Origin of the sequence: Alkalimarinus coralli (assembly GCF_023650515.1) — a bacterium.
GTDB classification, from domain to species: Bacteria; Pseudomonadota; Gammaproteobacteria; order Pseudomonadales; family Oleiphilaceae; genus Alkalimarinus; species Alkalimarinus coralli.
Genome location: NZ_CP096016.1, coordinates 423,056 through 439,504, shown reverse-complemented (window position 1 = coordinate 439,504; position 16,449 = coordinate 423,056). Strand labels below are relative to the sequence as shown.

The 16,449-nt window shown below is 48.0% G+C and carries 13 protein-coding genes; 6 read left to right on the top strand and 7 right to left on the bottom strand.

Translation table 11 applies throughout. The features are described 5' to 3' along the window. Positions 1-35 precede the first annotated feature (35 nt). Complete coding sequence (locus MY523_RS01890; protein WP_250657120.1) at positions 36-1,325, bottom strand: FAD-dependent oxidoreductase; 1,290 nt, start codon at positions 1,323-1,325, stop codon at positions 36-38. 169 nt (positions 1,326-1,494) lie between these two features. Between MY523_RS01890 and MY523_RS01885 the strand changes: the two genes are divergently transcribed. Together MY523_RS01885 and MY523_RS01880 are read left to right on the top strand one after the other, a co-directional pair. After that, positions 1,495-2,220: a YcnI family copper-binding membrane protein gene (locus tag MY523_RS01885; protein ID WP_250657119.1), complete on the top strand. Its 726-nt coding sequence runs from the start codon at positions 1,495-1,497 to the stop codon at positions 2,218-2,220. A 14-nt stretch (positions 2,221-2,234) separates the two neighbouring features. Next, entirely contained in the window at positions 2,235-2,498 is a 264-nt protein-coding gene (locus MY523_RS01880) for a hypothetical protein (RefSeq protein WP_250657118.1), read from the top strand. A gap of 111 nt (positions 2,499-2,609) precedes the next feature. Here MY523_RS01880 and choV read toward each other — a convergent pair whose 3' ends face one another. The 6 genes from choV to betI all read right to left on the bottom strand — a co-directional run bounded on the left by choV (position 2,610) and on the right by betI (position 9,628). After that, entirely contained in the window at positions 2,610-3,788 is a 1,179-nt protein-coding gene (gene choV, locus MY523_RS01875) for a choline ABC transporter ATP-binding protein (RefSeq protein WP_250657117.1), read from the bottom strand. Next, positions 3,785-4,618, bottom strand: coding sequence for a choline ABC transporter permease subunit (gene choW / locus MY523_RS01870; RefSeq protein WP_250657116.1), 834 nt, complete (start codon positions 4,616-4,618; stop codon positions 3,785-3,787). The genes choV and choW overlap by 4 nt, the downstream gene beginning before the upstream one ends. 252 nt (positions 4,619-4,870) lie before the next feature. Beyond that, complete coding sequence (locus MY523_RS01865) at positions 4,871-5,818, bottom strand: choline ABC transporter substrate-binding protein (protein WP_250657115.1); 948 nt, start codon at positions 5,816-5,818, stop codon at positions 4,871-4,873. Positions 5,819-5,827: 9 nt separating this feature from the next. Further along, complete coding sequence (gene betA / locus MY523_RS01860; protein WP_250657114.1) at positions 5,828-7,519, bottom strand: choline dehydrogenase; 1,692 nt, start codon at positions 7,517-7,519, stop codon at positions 5,828-5,830. A 49-nt stretch (positions 7,520-7,568) separates the two neighbouring features. Beyond that, positions 7,569-9,032 carry a betaine-aldehyde dehydrogenase gene (gene betB / locus MY523_RS01855; protein WP_250657113.1) on the bottom strand — a complete coding sequence of 488 codons (1,464 nt, stop codon included), beginning with the start codon at positions 9,030-9,032 and terminating at the stop codon, positions 7,569-7,571. Next, on the bottom strand, positions 9,029-9,628 hold the full coding sequence (betI, locus tag MY523_RS01850) for a transcriptional regulator BetI (RefSeq protein ID WP_250657112.1): 600 nt from the start codon (positions 9,626-9,628) through the stop codon (positions 9,029-9,031). Before betI ends, betB begins: the two co-directional genes overlap by 4 nt. 175 nt (positions 9,629-9,803) lie before the next feature. On the opposite strand from betI, the gene MY523_RS01845 reads away from it, so the two are divergent. From MY523_RS01845 to MY523_RS01830, 4 genes are all read left to right on the top strand, one after another. Beyond that, positions 9,804-11,126: an aspartate aminotransferase family protein gene (locus MY523_RS01845; RefSeq protein ID WP_250657111.1), complete on the top strand. Its 1,323-nt coding sequence runs from the start codon at positions 9,804-9,806 to the stop codon at positions 11,124-11,126. 163 nt (positions 11,127-11,289) lie between these two features. Then, on the top strand, positions 11,290-12,471 hold the full coding sequence (locus tag MY523_RS01840) for an exonuclease SbcCD subunit D (RefSeq protein WP_250657110.1): 1,182 nt from the start codon (positions 11,290-11,292) through the stop codon (positions 12,469-12,471). Further along, the gene (locus MY523_RS01835; RefSeq protein WP_250657109.1) at positions 12,468-15,527 is read left to right on the top strand and encodes an AAA family ATPase; all 3,060 of its coding nucleotides are present in this window, start codon (positions 12,468-12,470) and stop codon (positions 15,525-15,527) included. Before MY523_RS01840 ends, MY523_RS01835 begins: the two co-directional genes overlap by 4 nt. Before the next feature lie 231 nt (positions 15,528-15,758). Further along, positions 15,759-16,391 carry a PEP-CTERM sorting domain-containing protein gene (locus tag MY523_RS01830; RefSeq protein WP_250657108.1) on the top strand — a complete coding sequence of 211 codons (633 nt, stop codon included), beginning with the start codon at positions 15,759-15,761 and terminating at the stop codon, positions 16,389-16,391. Positions 16,392-16,449: the final 58 nt, after the last annotated feature.

Sequence of the window (16,449 nt, the reverse complement as noted above, 5' to 3'; positions counted from 1 at the left end):
AAAATCCAGTATCGTAAAACGATAACAAGAGCCGATCAGTTAACAGGCCAGGGAATCTCAACATCCAACTGCTGTGCTATTCCCATCGCAGATTGCACTGCGCTCTCAAGCAGCGGTATTCCCGGCATGGCATAAGACCCGCAATACCAGACCTGGCGGTTATTCTGTTTCTGAAGTTGATTCAGTGACTTGATGGCTGCCAGGCTTTCAAGATTGACGGTTGGACGCTCAAAATGAGAGCGGCCCAATACCGTCCCTTCCTCTGGTTCTCGCAACGGGTTCCAGGTCTGAAACAGTGGTGATCTGTTTTCGAGTGATGGGTAAATTTTGTTTAGCCAGATACTGGCCATCGGTTTATCCTGATGAGATTCCAACAGGAAGTTAACGGGCGCTCTATCGCGCTCTGCACGCGGTATAAGGTCGGTGTCACCATGTACCACCACCTCACTGCGCTCATAGGGTATTTTCTTAAGTAACTTGCCCGCCGCAGACTCATCGGCCGAAATCATTTTCACCGCCTGATTCGCTTGAACGGCAATGACGACATGATCAAACTCATGCTCATTACCGTTTCTCTCGCTTATTTTAACCTTGCCATTGTGCTTGCTAATAGACTCTACTTCCGCATTACAGTGCAGCGTATGGCAATTCTCGAGCATCTTGTGAATTGCGTCTTCCGCTCCGCGCTTGGCTCGCCATATGCCGTTAAAGAGCATACCACTGGCTAGAAAGTCGATAATGATTTCAGCCGGGTACTGTTTCACCGCCGCATATGAACAGGTACAGATTGCTGCAAATGAAGGAAATATCACCTCTTCAATAAACACACTAGAGTACTGATTGGCGCGAAGGTAGTGTTCAATGGTTAACCCATCAGTCAGCCCTTTACGACGGTCTCGCTTGGCAAACAACAGGAATCGGCCGGTGTCTCGCGCAATGCGAACCGATTTGGGATTTATCTTGCTCAGGCCAGCAAAAACCGGGAATGCCCGCTTACCGAATTCAACATAGCGATAGCCAAAATAAACACTTCTGTTATCGTTGGATGAGTATGCAGCCGAGTGGTCAGTACGCTGTATTTCAACCCCCATCGCTTTATAAAACGCAACAAGGTTTTGATAGTAACAAGTATTAAACGCCCTGAGTGGTACATCAATCCGTTCTTCAAAATCTCCCTCTTTGTAGGTGAGATTAAACGCCCCCATCCCCGGATTTTCATGGCGTTCAAACAGTGTCACCTCATGCTGACGACCGAGTAACCACGCGGCACTCAAGCCTGCTATTCCACTTCCTACCACTGCAATTTTCTTTTTCACTGTCATCATCCGTTTAATTCATCCGTGAGAGCAATCTAACCAGTCAGGCACGATCATTTCAAGCACATTATTATAAATATCAAGATCATACAGCGACAGTTTGTCACACGGCAAAAGGCTTTTTATTTGCTAACCTGCCCCAGTCAGTCAATATAATCGTTATATATGGAGAAACGAATTGAAAAAACTAACTCTGACCACCCTCGCCTTAAGTATCATTTCATCCGGCACGGCGTCGGCACATGTGTCCGTCGCAACAGGCGCTGCAACTGCCAATTCGAGCCAGCTTATCACACTTAACGTACCACATGGATGCGAAGGGTTTGATACCAATATGGTTGAAGTCAATCTTCCCACCTCGTTCAAGCTAACACGCCCTATCGACAGTACATTCGGCAAAGCCGTGACTCACAAGGAAGTGCTGGACGAGCCTTTTGAACTTTACGGCAAGACCTACACAGAGGATGTAAGAACACTTACCTGGAACAAAGCGGCAGAAGATGTATTAGAGTCCGACACGCACCTCTATCAGTTTTCGTTCAGAAGCAAAATCCCCAACACGCCGTTCAAAAAATACTATCTACCAACAATACAAAACTGCACTGCAGACGATGAAAGCACGATAAAAAGTGAGTGGACGTTTAAAGGCAAAACGGAACACGGCAGCAGCGAAAAGCCAGCGCCCGCATTATGGGTTGTTCCTGCTCACACACCCGGTTGGAATGAGTATACGATAGAAGAGAGCATCAGTGATTTGTCGGTGTTTGACAGCGCCTATATCGTCTGGTCCGGCAATCAGGCATATTCAAGTAATCCTGTGACGCTCAAACAAATAGAAGCGACGGACGATGTGGAGCTTCTGCAAAGCATACCGGCCAATGCAACTATCTGGGTGAAATACTAGAAGAGGAGAGCCACATGCTTAAGCTCAATATGCCAGCCAGGTTTGCTGTGCCAGCTAAGCGACGGTGGGTATCGGCAGCATATATGATGTCTGCACTGATGTTCTCGTCTGTATTGACAGGTTGCAGTTCTGATTCTGACAATACCCTGTCTCGAGGGGCCGTTTCGGCAACTAGCGATGTGGAAAAACCGCCCGAGGAGTCAGCGACATTGCCAAACACTCTAAGAGCGCCAACGGATACAACAACCTTAGACTCCAGCCAAAAACCTGAGACATAACAGACGTGGCTGCTGATATTTAGCAAAATCAAACGGTGAAAGGACAATAGACCTTTCTCCGTTTGTTTCTGGCTTTAGCAAGAGCGGGCAGCGTAGCTTAGTCGAAGCCGTTTAGTCCTCTTCGAACAGCTTACCCAGCATGGCGTGATAGATATCTTGGTCGCCAATATACCCTGCCATTTGATTTTGATCGACAACCAGTACACCATGGCCGGTGTGATATCGAATCTCCATGACATCCTTCATGAGGGTGTTCATTGGCACTCTGGTGGGCTGCTTACCCAGGCTCTCTACCGTCTGACCAGGGGACCAGTTTTGCAGATCATGCTCCTGATCACCATAGCGAACACGGCAGCCCGCAGGCGTCTCCCCTAACTTCAACCAGTAGTCATGACGTCGACTCAGGCAGTACTCGTTGTTTTCAACGGGCATTTGGCTCAGTGGCCGTAGCAACGCATTCGCTTTTACCACTTCAACAGGGTTGGTATGGGCAACAAAGTTACGGACATAATCGTCCGCCGGATTCAGCACGATATTTTCCGGTGTGTCATGCTGAACAATCTCACCATCTTTCATAATCGCGATGTGATTACCCAGCTTCAACGCTTCATCCAGATCGTGGCTGACAAACAGCACCGTTTTATGCAGCTGCTCTTGCAAACGAAGCAGTTCATCCTGCAACTGGTTGCGAATAAGCGGGTCGAGTGCTGAAAACGGCTCATCCATCAGAATAATATCGGTCTCCATGGCCAGCGCTCTGGCCAAGCCAACCCGCTGCTGCATCCCGCCTGATAACTCCGAAGGTTTCTTTTTAGCCCATTGGGATAAGCCAACCAAATCCAGTTGGTGCATAACCCGGTCACGAATAAGCGCTTTTTCCAGCCCTTTTTGCTCCAAACCGAACGCCACATTTTGTGCCACGGTTAACCACGGCATCAGCGCAAACTTTTGAAAGACCATGGTGATGCGTTCCATCCGCACCTTTCGCTTTTCCGCCTCGTCGAGTGCCAGAAAGTTCTGCATCCCCTGGTCTGTTTCCAACCGTACTTCTCCACGGGTAATGGGGTTCAGCCCATTCGCGGTTCTTAACAGGCTCGATTTGCCAGAGCCCGATAACCCCATCAACACGCAAATTTCACCTTTCGCCACCGATAGGCTGGCATTGCGAACCGCTGCGGTTAACCCCGTGCGCTCAAGAATTTTGTTACGGCTCATCCCCTGGTCTAGTAGTGGTATTGCTCGCTCTGGTTTCTTGCCAAAAACCACGTCAACATCTTTAAACTCAATCATCGGGCACCACTCTTAGATAAACGGTCTAACATAATCGCGACCAATACAATGGCCAAACCAGCCTCAAACCCCATTGCGATATCAACCGTATTCAATGCCCGAACAACAGGTTTACCGAGTCCATCAGCCCCAACCAGTGCCGCAATAACCACCATTGAAAGTGACAGCATAATGCACTGGGTCACCCCTGCTCTAATGCTGGACATCGCAGCCGGTATTTCAATTTTCACCAAAAGATTTTTGTTAGTGCAGCCAAACGCCTTGCCTGCTTCCAGTAACTCTGCCGGCACTTCAGATATACCCAGATAAGTCAGTCTGATGGGCGCAGCAATGGCAAAAACAATCGTTGAAATTAGCCCTGGTACAACCCCTAAACCAAACAGGGTTAATGTCGGGATAAGATAAACAAACGTTGGAATCGTTTGCATCAAGTCCAGAATAGGACGTAAAAAGCGGTACAGCATTGGCCGGTGAGCTGCTGCTATCCCAATCGGAACACCAATCAGCACACATGACCCCGTGGCAAACAGTACCAGCGACAGGGTTTCGATGGTTTGCTGCCAATATCCTAAATTCCATATCAGGAACAACGACAACGTACAAAACAGCGCTGTTCCCCAGGTTCTTTGCCGCCAGATCGAAAGCACGGCCACCAAAACAATAAAAATAATGGGATGAAGACTGGAAAGTGCATCGATCAAACCTTGTATCAAGAGCTCCAACGTCATCGCGACATAGTCAAAAAACGCACCGCTGTGCTCAATCAATCCATCTATCAAATTTTCGGCCCAATCGCCGACAGGTATCTTGTTCTCCGTAATAAAGCTCATAGCTATTCGCATTTCTTTGGTTGTATGAGACCTTTGCACGACGTTATGAGCGAAGCAAAGACAAGGCAAAAAATGGCGAAAAAGCGCAGTATATATGCAATATATGAGCATTTTGAGTCATTTTTTAACGCTGTATTTGTAAGCGCAGTAGTCGTGCAAAGGTCTCTAAATAAAAATAAACCACATTAACAACCCATATCGAGTTATTAATGTGGTTTTCTTCTGTGTTACCGCAACATCAAGATAACGTATCTACTTAAGACCAAGTGCTGCTTTTACAGCAGGCAATGCGGGTTTTCCATCAACAGTGTTCACACCAGCTAACCACTGATCCAACACTTGAGCATTGTTTTGCAACCAGGATTTAGCGGCATCTTCAGGCTTCTTACCTTCATCCAGAATGCCGGACATCACTTCATTCTCCATCTGAAGAGTAAACGTCAAATTGGTCAGAAGCTTGCCAACATTGCCGCACTCTTCAGCGTAACCTTTGCGCACATTAGTGTGTACGGTCGCGCCACCCAAATTAGGGCCAAAGAAGTCATCGCCGCCTTCAAGGTACTTAAGTTCGAAGTTGGCATTCATTGGGTGTGGCTCCCAACCCAGAAATACAATCCACTGGTTACGGCGTTTTTTACGTTTGACCTGTGACAGCATGCCTGCTTCGCTAGACTCAACTACGCTAAACCCTTTCAGGCCAAAAGCATCTTGGTCAATCATATCTTGAATCAGGCGGTTACCGTCGTTGCCAGGCTCTATGCCATATATTTTTTTATCGAACTTATCAGCAAACTTGGCAATATCTGCAAAGCTTTTTACGCCTGCATCGTATACGTACTTGGGAACGGCTAAGGTGTATTTAGCACCATCCAGATTTTTGTGGATCGTCTCAACCGTGCCTCTCTCGCGATAGGCTTTGATATCACCTTCCATCGTTGGCATCCAGTTGCCTAGAAAAACATCGATATCTTTGTTTTCCAATGACTTATAAGTGACCGGTACAGATAGCAACTGAGTCTTGGTTTTATAACCCATACCCTTGAGCACAACCGAAGCCGTTGCTGTCGTCGCAGTAATATCCGTCCAACCTACATCAGAAAATTTAACCGTATCGCACTGATTTGCTTGTAGTGAATTCGCTTGTAATAGCAGGGAAGCCGTCGTAACGGCTGACACCATAAACTTGCTGAATTTCATCATGTTGTTTTTCTACTCTCCTGGTATTTTCTTAGGTTCATTTGTCCGTTGCTTTGTTTCCCAGTCAGCATCCATGCCTACCTCGGCATCTATTGGTTCCAACATCTGCCGTCCTCTGATCAGGTCTGCCGCTCGCTCGGCCACCATAATCGTCGGTGCGTTCAAGTTACCGTTAGTAATCGTCGGAAAGATTGACGAGTCCACCACCCTTAGCTGTGCGATGCCATGCACACGGGTTTGAGGATCAACAACCGCCATATCATCCGTTCCCATTTTGCAGGAACAACTCGGATGATAAGCACTCTCTACGTTATTACTGATAAAATCATCAATCTGAGCATCTGTGACCACGTCTTCCCCTGGCTGAATTTCACCATCCCGGTATTCATCAAACGCAGGTTGATTGATAATTTCGCGGGTCAGGCGAACGCAATCCCTAAACCCTTCACGATCTACTTCGTGTTGCAAATAATTAAACCTTATCTCCGGGCTCTCAGCAGGGTCTGCACTTTTCACCCTGACCGAACCGCGGCTCTTTGGTTTGTTATGCCCTATATGTACTTGAAAACCATGGCCGGAAAACGCTGTATTGCCGTCGTAGCTCATGGCTGCGGGCAGAAAGTGGTATTGCAAGTCTGGCCACTCGACGCCCGGCTTTGAACGAATAAAACCGCAGGATTCAAAATGGTTCGTCGCTCCCAATCCATCTTTTAGGAAAAACCAGCGCGCACCAATTAAGAACTTGTTCCAGAGGTCAAGTTTTCCATTCAACGTAACCGGTTTTTTGCACTTGAATTGAAAGTAAAACTCAAGATGGTCCTGCAAGTTTTCACCGACCCCCGGCAATTCATGCTGAACAGCAATACCCGCTTTTTCCAGCACTGACTTTGGGCCAATGCCTGATAATTGTAGCAGATGAGGCGAACCAACAGGGCCAGCGGACAAAATAACCTCTTTATTGACCAGGCTCATTTTAACTTGCCCGTCGTGCCTATATTGAATACCCACCGCTGTTTTGCCTTCTAACAGCACCTTTTCAACCAGCGCATGGGTAACGACCGTAAGGTTCGGTCTGCTCATTGCAGGCTTTAAGTAGGCGTTTGCAGTCGACCATCGAACACCATTGTTAACGGTCATATGCATTGGGCCAAAGCCCTCTTGCTGTTTACCGTTATAATCTTCGGTACGCATATAACCCGCTTGTTCACCTGCATCGATAAAGGCCCGGTACAGCGGGTTTTGCATTTGATTGCCGTTGTTGACCGCCAACGGCCCCTGGTCACCCCGGTAAGTATCGGCCTTAAAGGCCCATGTTTCCGCTTTTTTAAAGTAAGGCAGGCAGTGAGCATAGTCCCACTCCTCGGCCCCATAACTCTGCCACTCGTCGAAATCCTTGGCATGACCTCTCACATAAACCATACCATTGATAGATGACGAACCGCCAAGCACTTTACCTCTAGGGCAGTGCATACGACGATTATTCAGGTGCGGCTCCGGCTCGGATTCAAACTGCCAATTATACTTTTTAGTATTCATTGGAATGGAAAGCGCAGTGGGCATTTGTATAAAGATGCTCTTGTCGCTGCCTCCGGTCTCTAGCAGTAAAACACTGACTTGTTCATCCTCAGTTAACCTGTTTGCCAGTACGCAGCCCGCAGACCCTGCACCGACAACAATATAATCAAACCGCTTTTCCTGTGTCATGATGACCTCTAAACCTTATAACGGACTAAACCTTAGAATGGACTAAACCTTAGAAAGGACTTTGCAGAGGGGTAAGCCCTACGTAGACAGATTTTAGCTGAGTGTACTGGTTGAGGGTTTCTACACCGTTTTCACGACCAATACCCGACATTTTGTAGCCTCCAACCGGCATTTCAACAGGTGATGCGCCGTAATTGTTAATCCAGCAAATACCTGCCTCTATTTGATGAATCACACGATGGGCACGACTTATATCGCGGGTAAATACCGCAGCGGCTAAACCATAGTCGCAATCATTGGCGCGCTGGATCACGTCGTTTTCATCATTGAACTTCAAGATCGACATGACGGGGCCAAAGATCTCTTCTCTCACGATGCTCATATCGTCATTGCAATCAGTAAAAATTGTCGGTTCGACAAAAAAGCCTCCCTCAGAAGAGGCAGGCATCATAGCGTTACCGCCATGCAGCAAGGTTGCACCTTCATTGACCCCCTTTTGTATATAGTCGAGCACCAACGCTTGATGTTTAGCTGATATGAGCGCGCCAAAGTTGGTATCCGGATTCATTGGGTCACCGGCAATAATATTGTTTTGCGTACGCTCTAAAAGCCGCTCGACAAAAATCTCATAAACAGCCTCATGCACAAAGACTCGCGTACCATTAGTGCAGATCTCCCCTTGGGTATAAAAGTTACCCAGCATCGCGCCCGACACAGCGTTTTCTATGTCTGCATCATCAAAAACAATCAGCGGCGACTTGCCCCCCAACTCCATCGTCACCTCTTTTAATGACGAGGCCGCAGCGGCCATCACTTTCTTCCCTGTTCCGACTTCGCCGGTAAATGAGACCTTGGCGATTTTAGGATGGTGAGTGAGCTCACTTCCAACGCGGCCATCCCCTTGAACAACATTAAACACGCCAGCAGGCACCCCTGCCTCGATAAAAATCTCCGCCAACTTTAAAGCGCCGAGAGGCGTCTCTTCAGAAGGCTTGAAGATCATGCTGTTACCACAGGCAAGTGCTGGGGCAGACTTCCAACATGCGATTTGCAGCGGATAGTTCCAGGCTCCAATTCCCGCACAAATACCCAGTGGCTCTCGCCTTGTATAGTAAAAATCACCTCCCAGATCCTGCTGGTTCCCTTCTATTGAGGGTGCCAGCCCTGCAAAAAACTCGATAGCATCAGCACCGGAAACCACATCCACAACAGATGCCTCCTGCCAAGGCTTACCTGTGTCAATAACCTCAATTTCAGCAAGTTCGTCATTGCGTTCACGTAATAGAGCAACGGCTTTTAATAGAATTCTGCTGCGTTCCATACCGGTCATCGCTGACCACGCTTTAAACCCTCGTTCTGCACTCTCAATGGCCGCCTGCATCACGCTTTCATCTGCAACGTCCACTTGATATGCAATTTCGCCATTGGCAGGGTTAACCACATCAAACGTCTCACCGCTTTGATTAGGGAGATACTGCCCATCAACAAAGTTCTGGTATTGTTTAAGCGTCATGACTGCTCTCCGTACTGCAAAATCAGCGTATCGATAACCTGCTTACAATGCATCTCGGCCTCTTTAAATTCGCCTTTGGATGAGTCACTGAGCGCACTGCGCAACCAGAAACCATCAATCATCGCGGCGGTAATTTTCGCCGCATCTATCGCTTTATCAGGCGGCATCAGTTGTTTGAAGGAGTAGCGGAGGTTGCTCAGCAGGCGCTGGCTGTTAACTCGCTGAAGCTTTGCCAGTTCAGGGTCATGCATGGCCTGAGCCCAAAAACTCAGCCATGTTCGGGTTGCCTCGTCAGACTGCTGTATATTGGTAAAGTTAGCCTCAACGATCATCATTAGGCGTTGCTTTGGTGAAAGCGCCTTTTGTTCAGCGCTGTTGAGTAGAGTCACTTTCAGCTGATCCAATAGATAACGGACAGTCGCTTTAATAAGCCCCTGCTTACCACCAAAATAGTGGCTTATAATTCCAGACGACAGACCTGCAATACCGCTAATGGTATTGATCGTTGTACCTTGCAACCCGTGTGTTCCAATTGAGCTCAGGGTAGCTTCTATCAACTGTTTTTTGCGTATCGGTTCGATTCCAACTTTTGGCATTGTTTTTGTTGCACCCTTTATTGATTGAACGTTCAATTAAAATTATTCTAGCCTGTTGGAAGATAATAAGCAATTTGAGTGGCGTTCCAATTGTCTATTGCCACATCTGACGCTAACCTATCACCCCATAAAGAAAGCCTAATACGTTGCACTTATCCACAGAGGAAACAACAGAATGACCAGCACCTCCCACCCCAAGGGCAAAGCACTGCTTGATAACGCCCACAAACACATGCCTCTGGGTGTTGCCGATTCCTACCGCTATTGGGGCGAACAAGACACCGTTTTTGTCAAAAGCATGAAAGGTGGCTCGATAACGGATAGCGATGGTAATGTATTTGTCGATTTCCGCCTCGCCTACGGCCCTATTATACTGGGTTACCGCGATACAAGGGTTGATCAGGAAGTCATCTCCACCATCACCGAAACAGGCACCATATCTGGGTTCAGTACCGCGCTGGATTCAGACGTTGTCAGCCTGGTCAAGACGCTCTGCCCGAATATTGAAAAAATGCGCTTCGCCAACTCGGGTACTGAAGCGGTCATTGGCGCAGTGCGCACCGCCCGCGGGTTTACCAACCGTAACAAGATAGTGGTTGTTGAAGGAGGGTTCCACGGGCTCTACGATGAAATGATGTGGAAGTCTGATGTCGACAACTGGGACAGCAGCACGCAGGCAGTTCCTGAGATCATTCCGTTCGGAGTCGGTATTCCAGAGAGCACCCGCGAGCACCTGGAAACCGTTCCTCTTAACGACTTTGCCGCGCTTAATGAGGTATTCGAAAGAGTCGGCCATGATATCGCCGCCATTGTGATCGAGCCGATTATGGGCAACTGTGGCAGCATTGCTTCCAGCCAGGAATATATGCAGAAACTGCGGGACATTTGTGACAGCAATGGTTCGCTGCTTATTATGGACGAAGTTAAAACCGGTTTCCGTGTTGCCAAAGGCGGTGTACAGGAGCTGTATGGCGTTAAAGCAGACCTCACCACCTACGCCAAAGCGATGGGCAATGGCTACCCGGTCGCCGCCTTTGGTGGCCGCGCAGAGGTGATGGATAAAATCAAATTTGGCCCTGATGGAGTGACTCACGGAGGCACTTACACCGCCAATATGATTGCGCTCAGCGCAGCAAAGGCAACCCTGACGTTATTGAAAGATACCGATGCATTAAAAACCATCGACAAAGTCGGTGCCGATATTCAGGATGTGTTAGCCAGAGTGTTTACAAAGTTTGGCATCGAACACAAGTTCGCGGGACCTAATGCGATGTTTGGCGTTCACTTTGGGAGCGAAGTCCCTCAAAATTACCGTGACTGGAAGAAAACAGACAGCGACCTGTACACCAAATTCGCTCATAACCTGATAAAAAATGGCGTGATGCTAGAACCGGACTCCCGTGAACCCTGGTTTATTTGTGAGGCACATCAAACGGTTGACCTGGCTTGGCTGGAAGACGTTGCCACCTGTTCAATGCATGATGCATTGAATCCATAACGTCAAAGCAGCTGATTAGCAACAGCAATCAGTTGGGTAGCACTCATCAACGTGCTACCCTCCTCGGCCATTCAATAGCCAAATTATAAACGTCACGTTATTAGGCACATCACGCTACTAGATAGAGCGCGTTCCAAATCCACGCTAAACCGAGTCGGTACACATGAAGTTCATCCACACCTCTGATTGGCATATTGGTCGGCAGTTCCACAATGTTTCACTGCTTGAAGACCAACGTCATGTCCTCACTCAAATTATTGACACCATACAGTTAGAAGATGCAGATGCATTAGTCATAGCGGGTGATATTTATGACCGCTCGGTTCCCCCGGCGACCGCTGTGGCCCTTTTAGACGAAGTGCTCAACCAGATATGCCATGAAATAGGCATTCCGGTCATCATCATTTCCGGTAACCACGACAGCGCAGAACGACTTCGGTTTGGTTCGAGGCAGCTTAAGCAGGCCGGGCTTCATATAATGGGTGACATCAGCCAAGTCACTGAACCCGTTATAATAAAGGGCAAATCGGGTATCACGATCAATTTTTATGGCATCCCCTATCATGACCCGGAGCAGGTGAGACACCATTATGAGGCCTCTGTCCGTAACCATGATGAAGCGCATACGTTTCTGGTAGAACATATCAAACAATCAATCCCGTTGTCTGATAGCACTGATCAATCAGATAGAGAAAGCAACTCAGTTAACGTACTGATTAGCCACTGTTTTGTTGATGGCGCCGAAGAGTCTGAGTCTGAAAGACCTCTGTCAATTGGTGGGGCAGACCGGGTATCGTTCACGCCCATGACCGACTTTGATTACGTGGCATTAGGACATTTGCACAGCCCTCAATACCGAGGCGAACAACACATCCGCTACTCTGGCTCCATTCTTAAATACAGTTTTTCTGAACAGCATCAATCAAAAGGCATCACTACGGTCGAATTCCACCTTGATAAAGCCCCCACCATTACCCCCTTGCTTCTCAAACCGCTGAGAGATATGCGTGTTCTGGAGGGTGAATTAGCCAATATCATAGAGCAAGGTAAAACTGACCCGAATAACAATGACTACGTAATGGTTAGACTCACCGACACCCATGCTATTTTGGATGCGATGGGGCAAGTTCGCGCGGTTTACCCCAACGTATTGCATCTCGAAAAACCAGGCATCATGGCCACTGGCGAGAAAAAGGCCATGAACCGGAAAAAGCTGCAACAAGGCGAAGTAGAAATGTTTCGGGATTTTTTTAGCCAGGTATCCGGCAACCCTCTCTCCACAGAACAGGATAAGGCACTGCAAACCATTATCGGTAACCTCCATAAACAGGAGGCCGACCAATGAGACCCATTAAGCTAACCATTCAAGCATTTGGGCCGTTTGCCGGAAAAGAAGAGATTGATTTTGCAGCGCTTGGCGATAACCCCCTTTTTCTAATTAACGGGCCAACGGGTGCGGGAAAAAGCTCTATTCTCGATGCCATCTGCTTTGCATTGTATGGCCATACAACCGGTAAAGAGCGAGAGCCTTCGCAGATGCGGTGTGATCATGCCGCACCTGACCTGCTGACCGAGATAACCCTGGAATTTTCCCTGGGTGAACGACGCTACCGAATTCGCCGCGCCCCCACACAAGAGCGACCAAAGTCACGAGGGGAAGGAACAACCACACACCAGACTCAGGCACAATTCTGGCAACTGAAGCCAGAAGGAGACGAACTTCTAGTCCCCCAGAAGGCGCAAGAAGCCACTCACGCCATTGAAACCATCACCGGCCTCAATGTTGAGCAGTTTAGGCAGGTTATGGTGCTCCCCCAAGGCAAGTTCCGAGACTTCCTTATGGCGGACTCCAGCCAACGGGAAGTTATTTTCAGCCGGTTATTTCAAACCCAGATATACAAGCGAATAGAAGATGCGCTGAAAAGCAAAGCATCCACTATTCGAAAAGAAGCTGAAAGCCTGCAAAATCAAATAAAAGGCATACTACAAGGCGCCGATCTAAGCGCTGAGTCTGATGTGCAAGAACAGCTAGATGAGCTTGCACCGCAACTTGCTTCGACCACAGAGCAAAAAGACCAGGCAGCCAGCTCGCTGGCTAAATCAGAGAAAGCACTAGAAGCGGGAAAGATTCTATCCAAAGCCTTTCTCGCACTGGATAGCACCCGACAATCGCTTAACCAGCTAGAAGCACAGAAAGCGGATATAGACAGCAAAAAGAATCGGCTAACCCGCGCACAGTCGGCACAAAAAATTGAGCATTTACAGACCACGCTAAAAAAGTGCACCCATAACAAAGAGCAACTCAACCGCGACATTGCCGAAACCGAAAAGGCGTTAGTTCATCAACAAGGCAACTTAGCCTCAGCAAAGTCAGCGCTAGAGCAGGCCGAGAAAGAGCGCAACCCGCTTGATCAGCTGAAAGAACAACTGGCAGAGTTACGCAAGTTAGAACCCAAAATCAGTCAATTGGCAGATGCCACCAGCCTAAGCCAAACCACTCAGGCATCATTAAAAGAAGCAACCCTTAACCATGAGCGCCTTCAAACACAACTCAATCAGCTAATCAGCCAAATCAGCTCGGCAGAAGAGAGAGTCACTAAGCTTAGGGCCTCTTGCAGCATACTGCCGGATAAACAACGACAACTGGACAACCTGAGACTATTAGGCCAACAGCGCGCCAATCTAGACAAACGTATTGATGAACAAAACGCTGTTCGCCAAGCGCATCACAACAGAGAACAGGCACTGGCCGAAGTAACTGCACGTTATGAAAGGCAAGAGACCCAAGTAAAACAACTTGAGTTCGCATGGCACAGTGGTCAAGCCGCACTGCTGGCAGCAGAGTTAAAACAAAACGAGCCCTGCCCTGTCTGCGGCAGTACGCAACACCCATCCCCTGCCAATACAAACACCCAGAGCAACCCCGTCACAAAAAAAGAGATTGATGACGCAAGAGCCGAGTTGGCGAAACTACAGCAACAACTTACCAGTGCGCAAAACCAAATCACCGAAACCGCTACGCAGCTTAATAATATTCAGTCGTTGCTACTGGAACAGCAGCGGGAGCTTGGAGAAAACCAGCACAAATCGACCAATCAATTGCGTGAGGAGTGGAAACAGCTGAATGATGAAGTCAGCGCTCTCAAACAACAACACAAAGAGCAGGGTCAGCTGGAGCTTGAACTTCAATCGTTGACTCAACAACGTTCAACAACTGAACAGCAGCGGGAGCAAGCGTTAGTCGCTCTGCAACAGGCACAGCAAAACCATTCATCGGCAAAACAGGATGAACAGTACATTCAACAAGCACTTCCCGAAGCGTACAGGCAGCCAGGCGCTTTGGCCAAAGCAGTTCAGCAACTTGAAGACCGAATACGTTCAATAACAACAAACTATGAGCAAGCAGTCGCGTCATTCGATACCGCACGGCAGAGTGTCACTCAGGTATCTGCAACATTGGAACAGCAACACAGCCAGGCAAAGGCATTCGACGTTGAATATAAGGAAGCCACAGCGCATTGGGAGAGTGCCCTCAGCAGCAGTGAATTTGAAAACCAGCAAGACTATGAGAGCGCATTAAAAACTGAATCAGAACAAGCCGCGTTAACCAAAGAGATAGACCAGTATCTGCACCAATTAAGCGGTTGCAAAGCAACACTGGCTCAGCAGCAGTCGCAGCTGGAGCAACAACCAAAACCAGACATAGAAAAGCTTCAAGCAGAGCGCGACAAGCTAGAAGCAGCATCAGCTACGGCCCTGGAGAGCTGGAAAAAAATCGACAACCGGCATCAGCAGCTTACCGCCGTGCAAAACAAACTCAAACAGGCACATGAGTCCAACCACGCATTAGAGGCTGAGTATAAGATATACGGCACACTGAGTGATGTCGCCAATGGCCAAACCGGGAACAAACTGAGTCTGCAGCGATTTGTATTAAGCGTATTGCTTGACGACGTACTAATTGAAGCGTCGCACCGCCTCAGTGTTATGAGCAAAGGCCGCTATCTACTGATTAGAAAAGAACAACGGGCAAAGGGTAACAAAGCATCAGGGCTGGAGCTTGAAGTCGAAGATGCTTACACCGGTAAAACAAGGTCAGTGGCTACACTTTCCGGCGGAGAGTCTTTTATGGCGGCCCTATCCCTGGCACTAGGGCTATCAGACGTTGTGCAGGCCTACGCGGGAGGCATCAAGCTGGAGACCCTGTTCATTGACGAGGGGTTTGGCAGCCTCGATCAGGAGTCCCTTGATCTGGCAATCAAAACACTTATCGACCTGCAGAGCAGCGGCCGAATGATAGGCATCATATCCCATGTAAGCGAACTAAGAGAGCAAATGGCCCTGCGTATCGACGTGCACAGCTCATCATCAGGAAGTCGCATTACATTACAGGGCGCTTAAAACTGCTAAGTATTTTTTACAGTTTAAAAGCGAGAAACAAAATAATATACACCACATAACTGTATTGTCGATTTTATTTACATTCCGAGGTATTTTAAGTACTTCCAAAATGAGTTATTGACTGATTTAGCTTATCTTTTAATTGTTGGCATGATAATCGCTTTAAATAACATAAATACTGCATTCATTCGCAGATAACCGGTTTTGTAGTCCATGAGAGAATTAGACGTTATGAAAGCAACTATAAAAAGCATCATTATTGCAGGCGGTTTGCTTGCTTCATCAGCCAACGCTAGCCTTATCACCAATGGCGGCTTCGAGTCAGACGTAGGTCTAAGCGGAACTCAGTGGGGTGTATTCAACACAATTGACGGTTGGTATACCTCTGACGGTGCTGGCATCGAAATTCAGCGCAACACGGTTACAAGCGCACAAGAAGGCAACCAGTACGTTGAGTTAGATAGCCACCATGCAGGCAGCAACAGCTCAATGTCCCAAGACCTTGTTGGTTTGAGCGTTGGCCAGGTTTACAAACTGGACTTCTGGTACAAAGCACGCACTGGTTCAACCAACGATAACGGCATCAACGTAAGCTGGGGTGCGTCTCCTGACCTATCACCTTTCACTTACGCATTCAATGTAGATGGCGTTGCACCAATGGACTGGACTCTGGTAACAGGCTTTTTAACCGCCACTGCTGCGGATATGACGCTAACATTTTCTGCTACTGGTAAAGAAAACACGCTGGGCGGTTTCATTGATAACATCAGCCTGGCAAGCTACTCAGTTCCAGAGCCAGGCTCTTTGGCACTACTTGCATTAGGTTTAGCTGGCTTTGGCGTATCTCGCGGTCGCAAGAAGTAAGAAACCAAACAGCGAGTTAAAAAAAGCCTGACTCTTTCGAGTCAGGCTTTTTTAGTTT